The organism is Emticicia oligotrophica DSM 17448, assembly GCF_000263195.1.
In the GTDB taxonomy this organism is placed as follows: Bacteria; Bacteroidota; Bacteroidia; order Cytophagales; family Spirosomataceae; genus Emticicia; species Emticicia oligotrophica.
On record NC_018748.1, the window covers coordinates 623,967 to 638,795 of the forward strand.

Below are 14,829 nucleotides of genomic sequence, written 5' to 3' on the forward strand. Positions count from 1 at the left end.
TACTTTTTAAACCATTAATTCATGTCTATAAATTGACTTTGCAAAATTTCAAAAATTAATTTCAATTGATTAATAATGCGGAGACTACCGAAAAAAACAATTGCATCAGACTTATTTCTTCTTTCATTTCCTACATCCATCTTTCTTACTATATTTACCACATTATTAAAATCTATTGTTTTGAGGTATGCACACAGATAAATCCCAAGAAGACTTACTATTCGAAATCGAAAAACTCAAATTTCAACTTTCCCAAGCACAACCAGAACAGGGTATAGACCAGTTGAAAGATTTAGTTGATAATACATCTGAAATCATCATGTTATTATCTTTGAGTGGGCGTTTTTTGTTTGTCAATACCGCTTTTCGTGATACTTTCGGGTATTCCGACTCTGAACTCACGCAACTAACTTTCAAAGATATGCTACACCCGCAGTTTGCCGAAAATGCCCTCGACACGCTGCAAAGACTTAAAGAAGGAGATGAGCAAATAATTGATTTTCAAACAGTTGTAAGAAATAAAGATGGAAAACGAGTATATCTCTTAGGAGATATCAGTTGCCGTTTCGAAAATGGGAAGCCAACAGCCTTTCGTTGTTTGTTTCGAGATATTACACAGCGTCGTCGAGCAGAAAAGGCTCAACAACTTTATTACACAATTGCTCAACTCAACCTTAATACTCTTAACTTACATGAGTTTTTAACACAAGTTCACGAAGAACTTCAAAAGAATATTCAAGCTAATAATTTCTTTGTTGCTCTTTACGAGCCAGAAGAAAGTTCGATATATTTTCCTTATTTTATTGATGAATATTCAGAAACTGAAGGAAATTATCACCGTAGAAAACTCGGCAATGGTATTGTTGAGTATTCGATGGTGCAAAACAAACCACTTTTCCTTACTAACGAAGATATTCAACGCCTAGTCGAGGTAGATAAAATATACTTTTACGGCTCGGCTCTTCCTGAAGTAATGTTATGCGTACCACTTCGTGTGGGTGAACGTACTACAGGTGTAATTGGCGTAAAATCTTACAGTGACCGTAATAAGTTCAATAGTAGAGATTTAGAATTGCTTGAGTTCGTTTCGGGGCAGGTAGCCGTAGCACTCGTACGCAAGCAAAAAGAAGAAGATTTAGTTCGTCAAACAGCTCGTTTGAATGCGGTATTTGATAGTAGTTCGCACGTAATATGGACAGTCAATCAAAAACGTCAGCTCAGTTCATTTAATAGAAACTATGTAAATCTAATTCAGCGAACACTGGGCAATCCACCCGAAATCAATATGAGTATTGAGAAACTTGGTTGGAAGCTAATTTCTCCGGAAGACCGCCCCATTCTTCGTGAAAAATACAACGAGGCTTTCCGTGGGCAACCCCAATACTTCGAAATGCACTGGGGTAACATCGACGGTGGTGATGACTGGTATGAGTTTTTCCTTAATCCTATTCTATCAACCGAAAGTGGTCAAGTAGAGGAAGTTTCGGGAATTGCACAAAATATTACTGATAAGAAAAATTCTACCATCACTCTTCAGAAAAGTGAGCAGAAATTTAGAGACACCATTGAGTCGTTTATTGATATTTACTACCGCACAGATTTAGGTGGAAATATCACCATGATTTCTCCATCAGTACTTACGCATACTGGCTATACAGTTGAGGAAGTAATGGGAAATAAGGTTGATAAATTCTTCGAAAATGCCGTCGATAGTTCAAAAAATATTAAAGGTTTATTGAAAGCTGGAAGTATTACCAATTTCGAAGTAGTTGTAAAACGAAAAAATGGTGAGCTTCGCCAGTTTATGCTCAATATTCGCATGATTAAAGACTCAAAAGGCATTCCTATTGAAGTCGAGGGTGTAGCTCGTGATATTTCAGAATTGAAGAAAACCACTGCAGAACTACTCGTTGCCAAAGATGAAGCCGAACGTTCGTTGAAAGTAAAAGAACGCTTCTTGGCCAACATGAGTCACGAAATTCGTACCCCAATGAATGGTGTTATTGGTATGATTGATTTAATGTACGAAACACCGCTCAACCCCGAACAAAAAGATTATGTGCAGACCATCAAGAAATCGTCAGAAACTTTACTGACAATCCTAAACGATATTCTTGATTTATCGAAGATTGAAGCGGGCAAAATGGATTTGCATAATGCTCCGTTAGATATCAAGGAAATTTTAGAACGATTAGTTGCATTATTCCGTCAGCGAGCCATCGAGAAAAATAATAAAATTAGCTATCATATTGCCGATGATGTGCCAGCTTATCTCATTGCCGACCAAACTCGTCTCTTACAAATTTTCTCAAACCTTACTTCAAATGCTCTCAAATTTACTGAAAATGGAAGTGTAACTATTTCATTATCAAAAGTTTCTGCCAACGGAAAAATTAATATTTTACGAGGAGAAATAACCGACACAGGTATAGGAATTTCTGAGGATGACCAAAAACTACTTTTTGGAGCTTTCCAACAAGTAGATAATTCAACCAAAAAATCATTTGGTGGTACAGGACTTGGTTTGGCAATTTCACGCGAACTTTGCCGACTCATGAAAGGCGATATGGGTGTTATTTCTACACCTGGAAAAGGAAGTACATTCTGGTTTACAATTGAAGTTCGCTCCACAACCATTAGTCCAAGTGTGAGTGAAAGTTCGGAAGCTGAAATTCAATTAACCAATTTCTTTAGTAATCACACACCAAAAATATTATTGGTTGATGATAATCAAGTAAATAGAAAAGTAGCTTCAGAGATTTTGATAAAAGCTGGTTGCGAAGTACTTACTGCAGATAGTGGAGCAAAAGCCATTGAAGTTTTTGGTGAAGGACATGGCTTTGACGTAATTTTCATGGATATTCAGATGCCAGAAATGGATGGAATAGAGACCACTAAACGTTTAAGGCAGTTATACGGAAATGCTTTACCAAAAATTGTGGCCATGACTGCCTATTCAATGCAACATGACCGTGAAAGATTTTTGAGTGAAGGGATGGACGATTACGTTCCGAAGCCTATTCGAGCATCTATTTTGATTCAGAAAGTAAACGAAATAGTACCCAATGCCCAAGCAAAGAGCCCGCAGACTGCCCCTCCTACTATAACCGTTGATGATGTTGATAAAAAAGTTGATGATAATAGTCCAATAGACCCAAGTATTCCAGCTTTTGATATGGAAATTGTGAATCAGCTCAAAGAAATGGTTGGTGCTGAAATGCTTGCAAGTGTATTTGAAGATTTTGAAAACGAAGCTGAAGAACAAATACAAAATACCAAAAATGCTTATCCTGATGATGTACGAACGATTCAACGTGAGTTACACACGCTGAAAGGAAATTCAGGCACTATTGGCCTAGCCCGTATTCACGAAATTACGGCTATTATAGAAGTGCCTTCCAAAACTGGTGACCTCACTAATTTTCTCGAAAATATGGCTGTTTTAGAAAAAGAATATCAATACTTCAAAGATAATTACAAGAATTTAGTTTGATAGGTGCATTGTTAAAAGCTATCAACTAAATAATTGAAAAGCCTTTCCTGTATTAACAAGAAAGGCTTTTTTATAAATCTATCCTTAAAACAAATTAAAGGGCTGGAATTCTTAGCACTTGACCAGGGTAAATTAAATCTGGATCTTTTAACATAGGTTTATTCGCTTCAAAAATTACAGGATACTTCATCATATCGCCATAATATTGTTTAGCTATTTTGGAAAGTGTATCGCCTTTCTCAACAGTGTGGAATTGAGCTTCTGGCTCTGGGTTAGCCACTGTAAGTTGATTATCAACCATGTGTACACCTTCAACATTTCCAACTGCTAAAGCAATTTTTTCTGCATCTTCTTGTGAATCAACTTCACCAACTAAAGTTACTGTATCACCAGATGTTTTAACCGTAAGCGTGTTGAATGACAAGCCAAGCTTCTGAACATGTGCCAACAATGCACTTGCTTTAAGCTCTTCTTTTTGCTCAACTGGGGCTGCTTCTTCTTTATGTCCGAAAAGTTTTTCGCCCACACCTTTAAAAAACGACATTAATCCCATTTTGTGTATTTACTGTTTTGAGTTAAGAAAATTTATTTACTACAAATGTATTAAAAACTTAATTTAAGCAAGCGAAAAACATTTCTTTTTGGAGATTATTTTAGTTTTCGGCTATCAAAAGCTTTTTTATTTACATTTATGGACTTAAGACGTAGAAATCAAAAAAAGTAACGTTTTTTTTTAATATTTTAGCTTTATCCATTTTGAAACAAATAAAATCAACAAAAAACAAAGCTTATTCTTGGAAATGCCATTCACATATGATTTTAATTCATTTTCTAAAAATTATCAAAATTTCTAACCATTATCACTTAAAACAGGTAACATACGCAGCAAACCTGAGTCCTACGATAAAAGAATATGCAGCGAAATAAAAAACAATAGCAATAGTAAAAAAATATTTTCGTTATTTTAGCACTATATTTTAAACTATCAAACCGATGAAATTGAAAAAATCAATACTTGCAGTGATAGCCTTGTTGAGCATTTCCTTAAGCTCTTTTGCTCAGTCAGAAGATGAAGCTATCAAAGAAACAATCAATAACTATTTAGAAGGTGGGGCAGCAGGTGATACGGCTCGCTTAAATCGTGCCTTCTTTCCTTATGCCAACCTACGTAATTTGAGTAAAGATGGTAAGGTTTCTGAAATGCCCGTAAAGAAGTTTATTGCGGCAGTGCCTGCAGGCGGTGCTAAATGGACTAGCAAGATTGTAAATTATAGTTATGCTGGTACTGCAGCAACAGCTGTAACAGAAGAAGAATTACCTACATTCAAATTCGTTGATTTCTTGAATCTTTTGAAAATCAATGGTGAATGGAAAATCGTTAGTCGTGTTTATTCAAGAGTTGAAAAAGGAGTTGCTGTTTCCTCATCAAATCCGGGTGGTGGCTTCCCAACTGCGGCAGCCCCTGGAAAAGGAGGCAATACACCAGCAACTAAAAAGCCAGCTCCAAAACCAAAACCCTCTGATGACGGTTGGAAATAAGCAGTTCAAACATATATTTATTACAAAAGCCGACTTCACAGTCGGCTTTTATTTTGAGTATTTTGTATAGAAATTTTTGTTAAATGCTTTCTAAAAACGCCGCTATCACTTTGCCACTTTCAATTGGATTTTCAAACATTCCTGCGTGTGCGACTCCATTCAAAACCGCACTTTTATTATTCTTTAAAAGACTAATTTGTTCTAGGGCAGCTTGAATTGGCACAAAAGTATCTTTTTCTCCTGCCAAAATCATGATTGGGTATTCGGCATTTCTTAAAATAGTCGTTTTATCTTCCCTTCCACGCATAGCGATTTGAGCATTCATTAAAGCCTCTTTCGGTAAATGGGCAAATCGTTCAATCTGCTTTTCAATGAAAGCTACATTTTTCTCTTTAAATTCCTCAGAAAACATATTTGGATAGAATCCTTTGATAAATTTTGCTGTTCCTTGCTGCTCAATTACACGTGCTGTCTTCAATCGAATTCCCTTTCTTTCTTCATTATCTGCATAAGCCGAAGAATGGAATAATCCTAAACCCACTACCTGTTCTGCATATTTTTCAGCAAAAGTAAGTGCAATATAACCACCCATTGAATGACCAATAATTACACATTTATCTATACCTTTTTCATCAATAAAACCCTTTAACCAATCTGCATAAGCAGAAATACTCTCAGGATTTGTGAGTGAAGCAAAATCTGGGGTAAAATATTGATATTTTTCTGGTAGAAGCGGAAGAAATGTTTCCCAAACGCTAGCATCTTCGCCAAATCCGTGTAAGAAAATAACATTCATTTTAATTGAGTTTTAGGATTGAAAACAAGAAAGGTCTCACTTCAAAAACAAAATGAGACCTTTCGAAAAATTATACTTCAGTATTCTTACTCTAATAATTTATGAAATTTACTTATTTCATTTACAAAAACTACGCAACCATTTTTAGTTGGTAAATAGCCGAACGCTCAAACATATTTTGTGCGTAATCAAGGGTAATGGTAAATGTTTTCACCGATTTATCAGAAGGAATTTCATACATGATATCAGTCATAATGGCTTCACACACTGAGCGTAAGCCCCTCGCTCCGAGTTTAAACTCCATTGCTTTATCAACAATATATTCTAATGCCTCATCAGAAAATTCTAACTGCACATCTTCCATTGCAAAGAGCTTTCTATACTGCTTAACCAATGCATTTTTAGGTTCGGTTAAAATTCTACGCAAAGCCGAACGATCTAGCGGATTTAGATAAGTAAGCAATGGTAAACGACCAATAAGTTCAGGAATCAAGCCAAAAGATTTAAGGTCTTGTTGCGTAACAAAACGTAGAAGGCTAGAATCGGCAGAAATATCTATTGTTTTTTCATTATTCGAAAAACCTATCGGACGCGTATTCATACGCTTACCAATGTGGCGGTCGATACCATCAAAAGCTCCTCCACAAATGAAAAGGATATTTTCGGTATTTATTTGAATCAATTTTTGTTCTGGGTGCTTACGTCCGCCTTGTGGTGGGACACTTACTACCGAACCTTCAAGTAGTTTTAAAAGGCCTTGTTGTACACCTTCGCCACTCACATCACGCGTAATGGAAGGATTATCTCCTTTACGAGCAATTTTATCAATTTCATCAATATAAACAATTCCTCTTTCGGCCAATTCTACATTGAAATCAGCAGCTTGTAACAAGCGACTCAAAATACTTTCAACGTCTTCACCTACATAGCCAGCCTCGGTAAGTACAGTGGCATCGGCAATGGCAAATGGCACTTGTAATACTTTGGCAATTGTACGGGCTAAATAAGTTTTCCCAGTACCTGTTTCACCAACCATGATGATATTCGATTTTTCAATCATCACATCATCTTCTTGACGAGGCTGCATAAGGCGTTTATAATGGTTATAAACCGCAACACTCAAAACCTTCTTAGCTTCATCTTGTCCGATAATAAATTGGTCAAGGTGCTTTTTAAGGTCAACTGGTGGTTTTAAATCAAATTTTGGTAATTCTGATTTTTTCTTCTTTTCTTTTTTCTGTGGAGGTACTCCTCCGTGTAATTCTTGTTGAACCAACTGATAGCCTTGTTCTACACAATAATTACAAATATTTGCTTCTGAACCTGATATTAATAATTCAACTTCGTTTTTACGTCTGCCACAAAAAGAGCAATAGGCTTGTCCAGCATTCATTCGAGCTTACTTTTTTGATTTATCCGACAAAATTACGAAAAAATGTTGGCTTTCGTACTAAAGCAGAAATAAGAATGTGACTAGTGTAAATTCATTGAAAAATAAAAATTCGCCTGAAACTCAAGCGAATTTTATAATCTAAACCCTAACATTTGGAAACCTTCCATTAATAATTTATTGCCATTCTATCTAAAGCCATTATTTGTTGGGCGTAGTCAGTTGGCAAGATTGCTTTTTTCAAAATACTGTCAAGACGTATTTTTTGTGTGAATTTATAAAGTAGTAGAAAAGGTTTAAGCCAAGAAGCCCCATTCATTGATAAAAGTTGTTTAACTCTTTGTGGAACCACTAATTTTTGTCCTTCGAGTAAAATAAGGTATCTAAATAGACCTAAATGTTTTAGATATTGTTTGTATAAGTCAATAGTAAAATGACTTTTGAGTAAATTATCTTGTAAATGCTGTTCACGCAAAACTAACCATTGTTCATAATTTTGTGGTAAATCTTTCAAACCCATTCGAGCTCCTACCCTATTAAAAACATCAAAAATTTCTTCTCTATCTGCCACTGTAAGTGGGCGTTCGAGCAACTCAAATGCAGCAATTGAATAATGAATGAGCATGTAAAGTACATCTCTATATGCCCAATCAGGAATCTGCTGCCCTCTACTTTGCTCTACGGCCTGATGAATGGCCGCAATTTTATCAATAGCATTATGAGCAGTTTCTTCGTCAGAAAAGATAATCTTTTGGGCATAAACAACCGTCGAAAATAGTCGCCCCAGAGGGTCAGCAGGAAGTTTTCCAGTAAAATATAACCAATCTACCGCTTTATTGAGTGAAAATTCGGCAGCGGCTCCACCAAAAATAAATAGGATGGTGTCGGCATTTCCCCAAATTTCTCTAACAATTGAATTATTTTTCACAAAACCCATATCGCAATGTCTAAGCGGCTTGTTTTTCTAAGCCTAACGTTTCTTTGGTAAATAAAAAAATACATACAAAGCCCAAAGTATAGGCCAATAAATCTCGCCAATCAAACGAACTTCCCAGTACAACAACAAGGATTCGGTATTGCTGAAGTCCCGTAAATTTTAAGAATTGACAATATTGTAAAAGTTCTAAAAAATAGGCAAAGCCTAAGCTTATCATTCCTAATTGAAAATCAGCAATTTTGAGAAATGATTTTAGGAAATAAAACACTAATATTACGGCCAAAGTATCACCGACGAACGGTCGAATAAGGGCATCATCCAACCATAAAGCAATGCTTATTTCTACAATAAACAGTGTGAGAAAAACAAGAAAAGGTCTAAATCTAAAGGTGAACATTTTATCTTTTTGAATCATTGATTTCTTTAATTTCAACTAAAAAGTAGTATTTTTTTTTAATACCGATAAAAAATAAGCAATAATAACCTACTTTCTACTATTTATTAGTTTGACTGACTTCTAATGCTTTTACTGCCTCTGCATCGGCCCAATTCCACGAAACCCAAGTATATCTTTGTTGTCTTTTTAAGTAATGTTCAATTCGTTTATCTAATTGATTTCTATAATCATCGCTTGACAAACGTTCACGATTTTCTTGAAGGATTGGCAAAGTTTTGTCAGAAAGTGATAACAAATAATTAAAATCAGTGTTTGCTCTAAAGGTATGTGCAAGGTTAAATCGAGCAATGATTACATCCCAATTGATTAATGTTAGTGAAATCAAGACAATATACCAAGCCCAAGTATTGGCACGAAACATATAGAAAAACGACCTCAAATTCTTAATTTTAATCCATAAAGTAAGTAATCCGATAGTAGTAAGAATCAAGAATACCGCTACTCCAATGCGTAAGTGCGTTAATCCGTAGAAATTAATATAATAGTAGTTTCGAAAGCTAACTGAGATTACTAGTATAAAATTCTGAATAATCCATGCATAAGCTGCGTATTTTAGCTTTGTATTACCTTCGTAAAAATTTAGGTCTTGTCGGAAATAATAAAGCAAAATCGCAATTGAAATTACAATACTTAAAATAAGTGTTCCCGTTCCTTCGTGCACTAATTTGGCAAGATTTCCAGCTTCAGAATAATCAAAACTTAACCATAGAAAATTTATATCAATGATATTGATTATAAGTAATAAAGCATTAACTGATACAATCAACATCAAAGCAATTTTATATTCATTTCGTTGATAATTTGCCGCATTCTCTGAAGATTCATTACTTGGCGAGATATATTCATTTGAAAAATCCAATCGTGGAAGTTTAGAGGCGAAGCCCCATTCGAATAAAATAGAAAATGAAAAATAAGTACCAACGATAAAGAAGTTTATCCGACCAATCAACAACTCATCAAATGTAAAACTGAAGAAATTACTAAGATATTGACTCAAATTATTTACTAAATCGCTGAAAACAGGATTGGCATTATAGAAAATTAGAAAAAACACCAAGAATACCAACATTGGAATAATGGCCAAAACCATATTTCGAGCAATCTTTTTTGCAATTTGATTCCCTCCAAATAAAGGCTCTATTGCTTTTTTTAGATATTTAAAAGCCCCAATAAAAGTAGTAAACAAATTAACTGCAAATTGAATGCCCGCACCAACAACCGTCTTAAGCGAACCTTCGTGTAGAAAACCTACCAACAAAAAGAAAGACCCTAAATGTAATAATTGACTGATGATTGAATGGTGCACAATAACCATCAAACCTGATACTATTGTAAGCAATACAGATAATTGGACAGTCCGCTTTTGCATACTTTCAGGAAATAAAAACACAGCTAAAACCAATACGGCTAATGTGGTGAAAATAAGGAGGTTTATTCCGAATTGTTCTTCCCAAAATATAGCATTAAAGAGTAACGGAAACACAAGGATGCTTACGCCTTGAATGGTTTGTTTTTTCATAGGAATTTTTTATTAAAAAAGAACTTTGTATTTCAAAGTATTAGTACAAAAAATTTTATGTGCCTTTTATAAATTTTTCAAGCTCATTGAGATGTTCTTCAAATGCTTTCTTCCCTTCATCAGTTACACTGTAAACAGTACTTGGTTTTCGGCCTATAAACTCCTTTTTAAATGAGATGTAATTAGCTTCCTCTAAAGCACGAAGGTGCGTAGCAAGGTTTCCATCAGTCAATGATAATAACTCTTTCAAGGCAATAAAACTTACCTCATCGTTTACCATCAGCACCGACATAATACCTAAGCGAGCTTTACTTTCAAATGCTTTATTGAAATTTTGTAATATCTGCATGTGTGCTTTAAGCTACTGGCTGTGCGACACTCCGCTATTAGCTTTTAATACATTAATAATCAAATAATTAAACCCCTTGACCAACACTACTCTTGAGTTGTGTATTTTCTATCATATTTAAAATACATCACTGTGCCATAAATAATATGCAATACTCCAAATCCTACAGCCCAGAATACCAAATTCCAACGAGCCAAAAATAATGAAACTAATCCTAAGATAATTTCACTCAAACCTAAATAATAAGTATCATTTACAGTGTATTTACTCGCATTTACCAAAGCAATACCGTAGAAAACCAAGGTAGCTGGAAAGCAAATCCAAAAGAATCCATTGTAAAGTAAACCCAAACAAAATATTCCTCCAGCCAATAATGGTATTAGCATACTTATTACCAATCTTTTTGAGGTAGAGTTCCATACATTCAAGCCTTGCATTCGGGCTTTTCTGACAGTAAACAAGACCCCAAAGATTAATGCTCCTAGCAAAACAACGGCGGCATCAAGCAATAACAAAGGTACAATTTCTTGCCTAACTTTTGGGTCAAAAAGCAAATAAAGTCCTTCAATATGTATTTTCTGATGAGCGTACCACGCACCCAACAAAGCACAGATACCTGCTGATATTCCTGAAAGACCACTCAATGAAAGGAATTTCGAAGAGCGTTCCATTAAGGAGCGAATTTCTTTTAGATTTTCGAGATGTTCGTTCATAAATCAATATCAAGTGTCTTAAAAAAGCGTTTGGGTGAATAGTTTAGGCAAAAATATGATAAATCCGACAATTACTGCAACTATTGACATTATCAAAACCGCACCAGCTGACAAATCTTTGACTTTACCGATAAGTTGTTCGTATTCGGGCGACACAAAATCACAGAGTTTTTCGATTGCGGTATTGAGTGCTTCCACTACCAATACTAAACCAATTTGTGTAATGATGATTGCCCATTCATTCGCCGAAATCTGAAAATAAAACCCCGCCGCAACCACTACCACTCCTGCTAATACATGAAATTGGGCATTATTTTCTGTCAATAAAATTCTTATTCCTGCCAAAGCATAGCGAAAACTACGCAGCATTTTCAGTATTTGCATGTCTGCTTGGTATTAAAATAAACATCGAAACATAAAGTACCATGACTACCAACGTAAAAACCAAAGTCGTTTGAATAGCCAAAGGGTTTTGAAGTTCATGAAACGATTTTCTGAATAAATAAAATGGCTTTGTGAATAAATCCCAACTATTGAATCGAATAAAACGGCCAAGATATAAGCCAAAACCTGAAAGTATGGTACTAGCTGCAATAGAAAACCAAGCTAAAATACTGCTCATCAACCTATTAAGCACCTGATGCACAACATGCAGTGAATAAAGGCCAGTGGCTAAACCAGCCAAAGCAGCACAGAAGAAACCTACCGAATCGAACCATTTGATATGGTTTTGAAATTCGCCTAAGTGCATCAAATCGGTAATCAAATATGGTGCATTGGGAAAAAACAAAAGCCAAAACCCTAAACTAATAATGATAAGCATTTGCTCGGCTCTGGAAAATATTCCAGCTGTTGTCATTCGACGAGCTATCAATGCAAAAAATAATGGCACCCAAGCTAAAAACAAATTCCAAAGCAAAAAAATACCTCTCAGTTCTTCCGTTTGAACAACTCTTATCAACAATAAAATACAACATAAGGCAGTAATTAATGCCAAACTCAATGTGGCTCTGCTGATTGTAAATGAAAAATGGATTTTATCTGTATGCATGATTCAATAAAAAGAACTTTGTATTACAAAGTAAATTTCAAAAATTAATTAATACAAATTTTTTTAAAGAAAATTTCAGAAATAATGTCAAGCTGGTTTAAGGCATTATATTTTATGGTGAAGTAGAACATAATAATAAGTTGCGTCCCTACGGCACGCAAATACCGATACTTGCTTGTTTCTACCGAAATATAGTGTATTTGATTCGCTTTTACTTTCTATAAAATGGTGGGTTTTATTAGTTTTTAATGACTTTGAAAGTTTTAGAGAAGTTATCGGTTTCAATTCTAAGTAAATACAAGCCTCTTTCGGCATTGACAAGTTTTGAATCGAGTAACGGCTTTATTTCTGGCCAAAAACCTTCTTTTTCCATCATTAAACCTCCATCAGTATACAAAAGACTTACTTTAAGAGTTTTGTTCATAAAACTACTTAAAGGAAATATATCTATCGAGTTTTGGGTTGGGTTGGGAGCCACACTTAAGTCTATTTGCTCTGGGGAGGTACTTAAAAGTCCACAAATAGGCTTAATCGTTTTTTCATAAGTTGAACTTAGGCCTTCTGGGTCTGTAGCTGTTAGAGTTACTTTGTAGAAATAGGTTTGAGCATCGCAAGGTACAACGCCTAAAGTTGTCTCGCCAGTTGGCTTATAAGAAGAAGTAATGAAATGAATGTGGTCATCATGATACAATAAAACCGACCACAAATAATTCAATTGCTCTTGTGGATGTTCTGCATCGCTTACCTGAGCATTGAGCGTTATCGGAAAATCTTTAGCATTATCAAAAAACTCTACCTTATCAAGACTTGTACTCAATATTTGCGGAGGCGTATTATCAACAAAAACGTTGATAGATTTTGAAGAAGATAAGCCTGCTTCATCGGTAACTTTTACAGTAGCCACAAAAGTAGCTACTTTTCCCGTTGATTGATAAGTGTGGCTCGGATTAGCTTCAGAAGACGTTTGTCCATCGCCAAAATTCCATTCATATTTTAGTGCGGTTCCTTCTGGGTCTTTTGAATCGCTCCCTCGAAAGTTTACGGTTAGCGGAGATTTACCAAAATTGGGCGAAACCGATTGCACCACCGTTGGGCGGCGATTAGCATTAGGATTATAAGATAATCGACGAATTTCTTGAATATTTGGGTAAAAATAGTTGGTATAATAAATGGCTCCATCTTTTGGGTTGATGGCAAAAGAGGTTGGGTGCACCCCACTCACAAAATCAATCACTTCGGTTGGATTACCCTTTGTATCAAATCTAAAAGCTTTTATCCAACCTTCATAATCGCCTTGAAAATAAAGGTTCTGATATTCTCTCGGAAATTGTTGGTAATTATACCATAATCCACCAATTGAGGAATTTCCAGAAAACTTATTTCCCTTAAACTGGGGCGAACCTACGGCAAAGGCATCGCCATCTACGATGCCTTGGGCAAAAGTACCACGCCAATCAATGATTGGTTTCTGATGATTTGTAGGAAAAAACTTACTATCCTGGTAGGCTTTGTTCAAAAAATCAATGCCTTCGTAAATTGGCCAACCAAAATTCAAACCACCTTTGGCCGCAATGTTGATTTCTTCTCGATGAAACCAACCCACATCACCCATGTAAATTATGCCAGGGTTAGCATCTGCAATATTAGGACTGCCTGTATTGGGTTTAAAAGAAAATCTAAAAGGATTCCTTAAACCATAACTCCAAACTCTTGATTTGGGCGAACGAGGATTAACCGCATCGTAAAATGGATTTGATGAAATTCCATTTCCAGTTGCGGGGTCAATTCTTAAGATTTTACCATTCAAAGCATTTAAATATTGACTCCGATACGCATTAATATTTTCTTCGGGTTTGATGAAACCTAACTTTATCGCTTCCAAAAACCAATCATTTTTTGTATCATCTACTACCCCATCAACAGCCAGAGCAGCATCACCTGTACTAGCTAATAGACTTCCGTCCAAACCGAAAGCTAAAGTTCCTACACCATGATTATCAACTAAAATAGGTATTCCCGTTGAGGGAGTCTCTCCAAGCAAAACTTTACGAGAATTAGTATCTAATTCCATAAAATTGCTAGAAGCAGTCAGTGTATATCGAGTAATTCGCCCAATGGTGGTCTGAAATAGCGTTTCAGCATTAGGGTCGTAGGCGGGAGTTCCGAAGTTTAAAACATGATTACGTTTGGCTGCATACATTAAATAAACATAACCATTTTTCAGGAAATTTGGGTCAAGGGCAAAACCATTTAGGCCATGGTCACCGTAGTTTAAAACTTCTTCCGAAATATCAATGATGGGTTTCGAGGATTTTATACCATTTTCAACTATATAAACTTTTCCTCCTTTTTCCCAAACATACATTCTTCCGTTAGCATCAAAAGTGAGCCCTGTGGGAATAGTCCAATTTTCAGAAATTACCTCATCTATAAAACCAGAGGGTTGAGCAAAAGTTATTACATAAGAAAGTTGAACAAAGAAGTAGATTGAATAAAATACTTTTTTAATCATAACAGCTTGTATAAATTTAGTAAACTACAAAGCAAAATTAGCCATTATGTTTTCAAACAAAGAGCCACTAAAA

The 14,829-nt window shown here is 35.4% G+C and carries 13 protein-coding genes; 2 read left to right on the plus strand and 11 right to left on the minus strand.

Going from position 1 to position 14,829, the window contains the following annotated elements; all coding sequences use genetic code 11:
* Positions 1 to 187 precede the first annotated feature (187 nt).
* Complete coding sequence (locus tag EMTOL_RS02700) at positions 188 to 3,493, plus strand: PAS domain-containing hybrid sensor histidine kinase/response regulator (protein ID WP_015027727.1); 3,306 nt, start codon at positions 188 to 190, stop codon at positions 3,491 to 3,493.
* Positions 3,494 to 3,587: 94 nt separating this feature from the next.
* Here the strand turns inward: EMTOL_RS02700 and lysM are convergent, their stop codons facing one another.
* A complete protein-coding gene (gene lysM, locus EMTOL_RS02705) occupies positions 3,588 to 4,046 on the minus strand; it encodes a peptidoglycan-binding protein LysM (RefSeq protein WP_015027728.1) in 459 nt (152 codons plus the stop codon).
* A 440-nt stretch (positions 4,047 to 4,486) separates the two neighbouring features.
* On the opposite strand from lysM, the gene EMTOL_RS02710 reads away from it, so the two are divergent.
* Entirely contained in the window at positions 4,487 to 5,032 is a 546-nt protein-coding gene (locus EMTOL_RS02710; RefSeq protein ID WP_015027729.1) for a nuclear transport factor 2 family protein, read from the plus strand.
* Between the two features lie 79 nt (positions 5,033 to 5,111).
* Here EMTOL_RS02710 and EMTOL_RS02715 read toward each other — a convergent pair whose 3' ends face one another.
* The 10 genes from EMTOL_RS02715 to EMTOL_RS02760 form a co-directional block, all read right to left on the minus strand.
* Positions 5,112 to 5,828 carry an alpha/beta fold hydrolase gene (locus EMTOL_RS02715; RefSeq protein WP_015027730.1) on the minus strand — a complete coding sequence of 239 codons (717 nt, stop codon included), beginning with the start codon at positions 5,826 to 5,828 and terminating at the stop codon, positions 5,112 to 5,114.
* A gap of 130 nt (positions 5,829 to 5,958) precedes the next feature.
* Positions 5,959 to 7,221 (minus strand): ATP-dependent Clp protease ATP-binding subunit ClpX, encoded by a 1,263-nt coding sequence (gene clpX, locus EMTOL_RS02720; protein ID WP_015027731.1) that lies wholly within the window; start codon positions 7,219 to 7,221, stop codon positions 5,959 to 5,961.
* Between the two features lie 166 nt (positions 7,222 to 7,387).
* Positions 7,388 to 8,155, minus strand: a complete 768-nt coding sequence (locus EMTOL_RS02725; RefSeq protein WP_015027732.1) for an oxygenase MpaB family protein — start codon at positions 8,153 to 8,155, stop codon at positions 7,388 to 7,390.
* A 10-nt stretch (positions 8,156 to 8,165) separates the two neighbouring features.
* Complete coding sequence (locus tag EMTOL_RS02730) at positions 8,166 to 8,570, minus strand: ribosomal maturation YjgA family protein (protein ID WP_015027733.1); 405 nt, start codon at positions 8,568 to 8,570, stop codon at positions 8,166 to 8,168.
* Positions 8,571 to 8,649: 79 nt separating this feature from the next.
* Entirely contained in the window at positions 8,650 to 10,131 is a 1,482-nt protein-coding gene (locus tag EMTOL_RS02735) for a DUF4153 domain-containing protein (protein WP_015027734.1), read from the minus strand.
* A 55-nt stretch (positions 10,132 to 10,186) separates the two neighbouring features.
* A complete protein-coding gene (locus EMTOL_RS02740; RefSeq protein ID WP_015027735.1) occupies positions 10,187 to 10,480 on the minus strand; it encodes a winged helix-turn-helix domain-containing protein in 294 nt (97 codons plus the stop codon).
* A gap of 86 nt (positions 10,481 to 10,566) precedes the next feature.
* The gene (locus EMTOL_RS02745; RefSeq protein ID WP_015027736.1) at positions 10,567 to 11,193 is read right to left on the minus strand and encodes a hypothetical protein; all 627 of its coding nucleotides are present in this window, start codon (positions 11,191 to 11,193) and stop codon (positions 10,567 to 10,569) included.
* Positions 11,194 to 11,211: 18 nt separating this feature from the next.
* Positions 11,212 to 11,577 carry a diacylglycerol kinase family protein gene (locus tag EMTOL_RS02750; protein ID WP_015027737.1) on the minus strand — a complete coding sequence of 122 codons (366 nt, stop codon included), beginning with the start codon at positions 11,575 to 11,577 and terminating at the stop codon, positions 11,212 to 11,214.
* Complete coding sequence (locus EMTOL_RS02755) at positions 11,552 to 12,244, minus strand: DUF1361 domain-containing protein (protein ID WP_015027738.1); 693 nt, start codon at positions 12,242 to 12,244, stop codon at positions 11,552 to 11,554. The genes EMTOL_RS02750 and EMTOL_RS02755 overlap by 26 nt, the downstream gene beginning before the upstream one ends.
* 238 nt (positions 12,245 to 12,482) lie before the next feature.
* Positions 12,483 to 14,756 (minus strand): PQQ-dependent sugar dehydrogenase, encoded by a 2,274-nt coding sequence (locus tag EMTOL_RS02760; RefSeq protein WP_015027739.1) that lies wholly within the window; start codon positions 14,754 to 14,756, stop codon positions 12,483 to 12,485.
* Between the last annotated feature and the right edge of the window lie 73 nt (positions 14,757 to 14,829).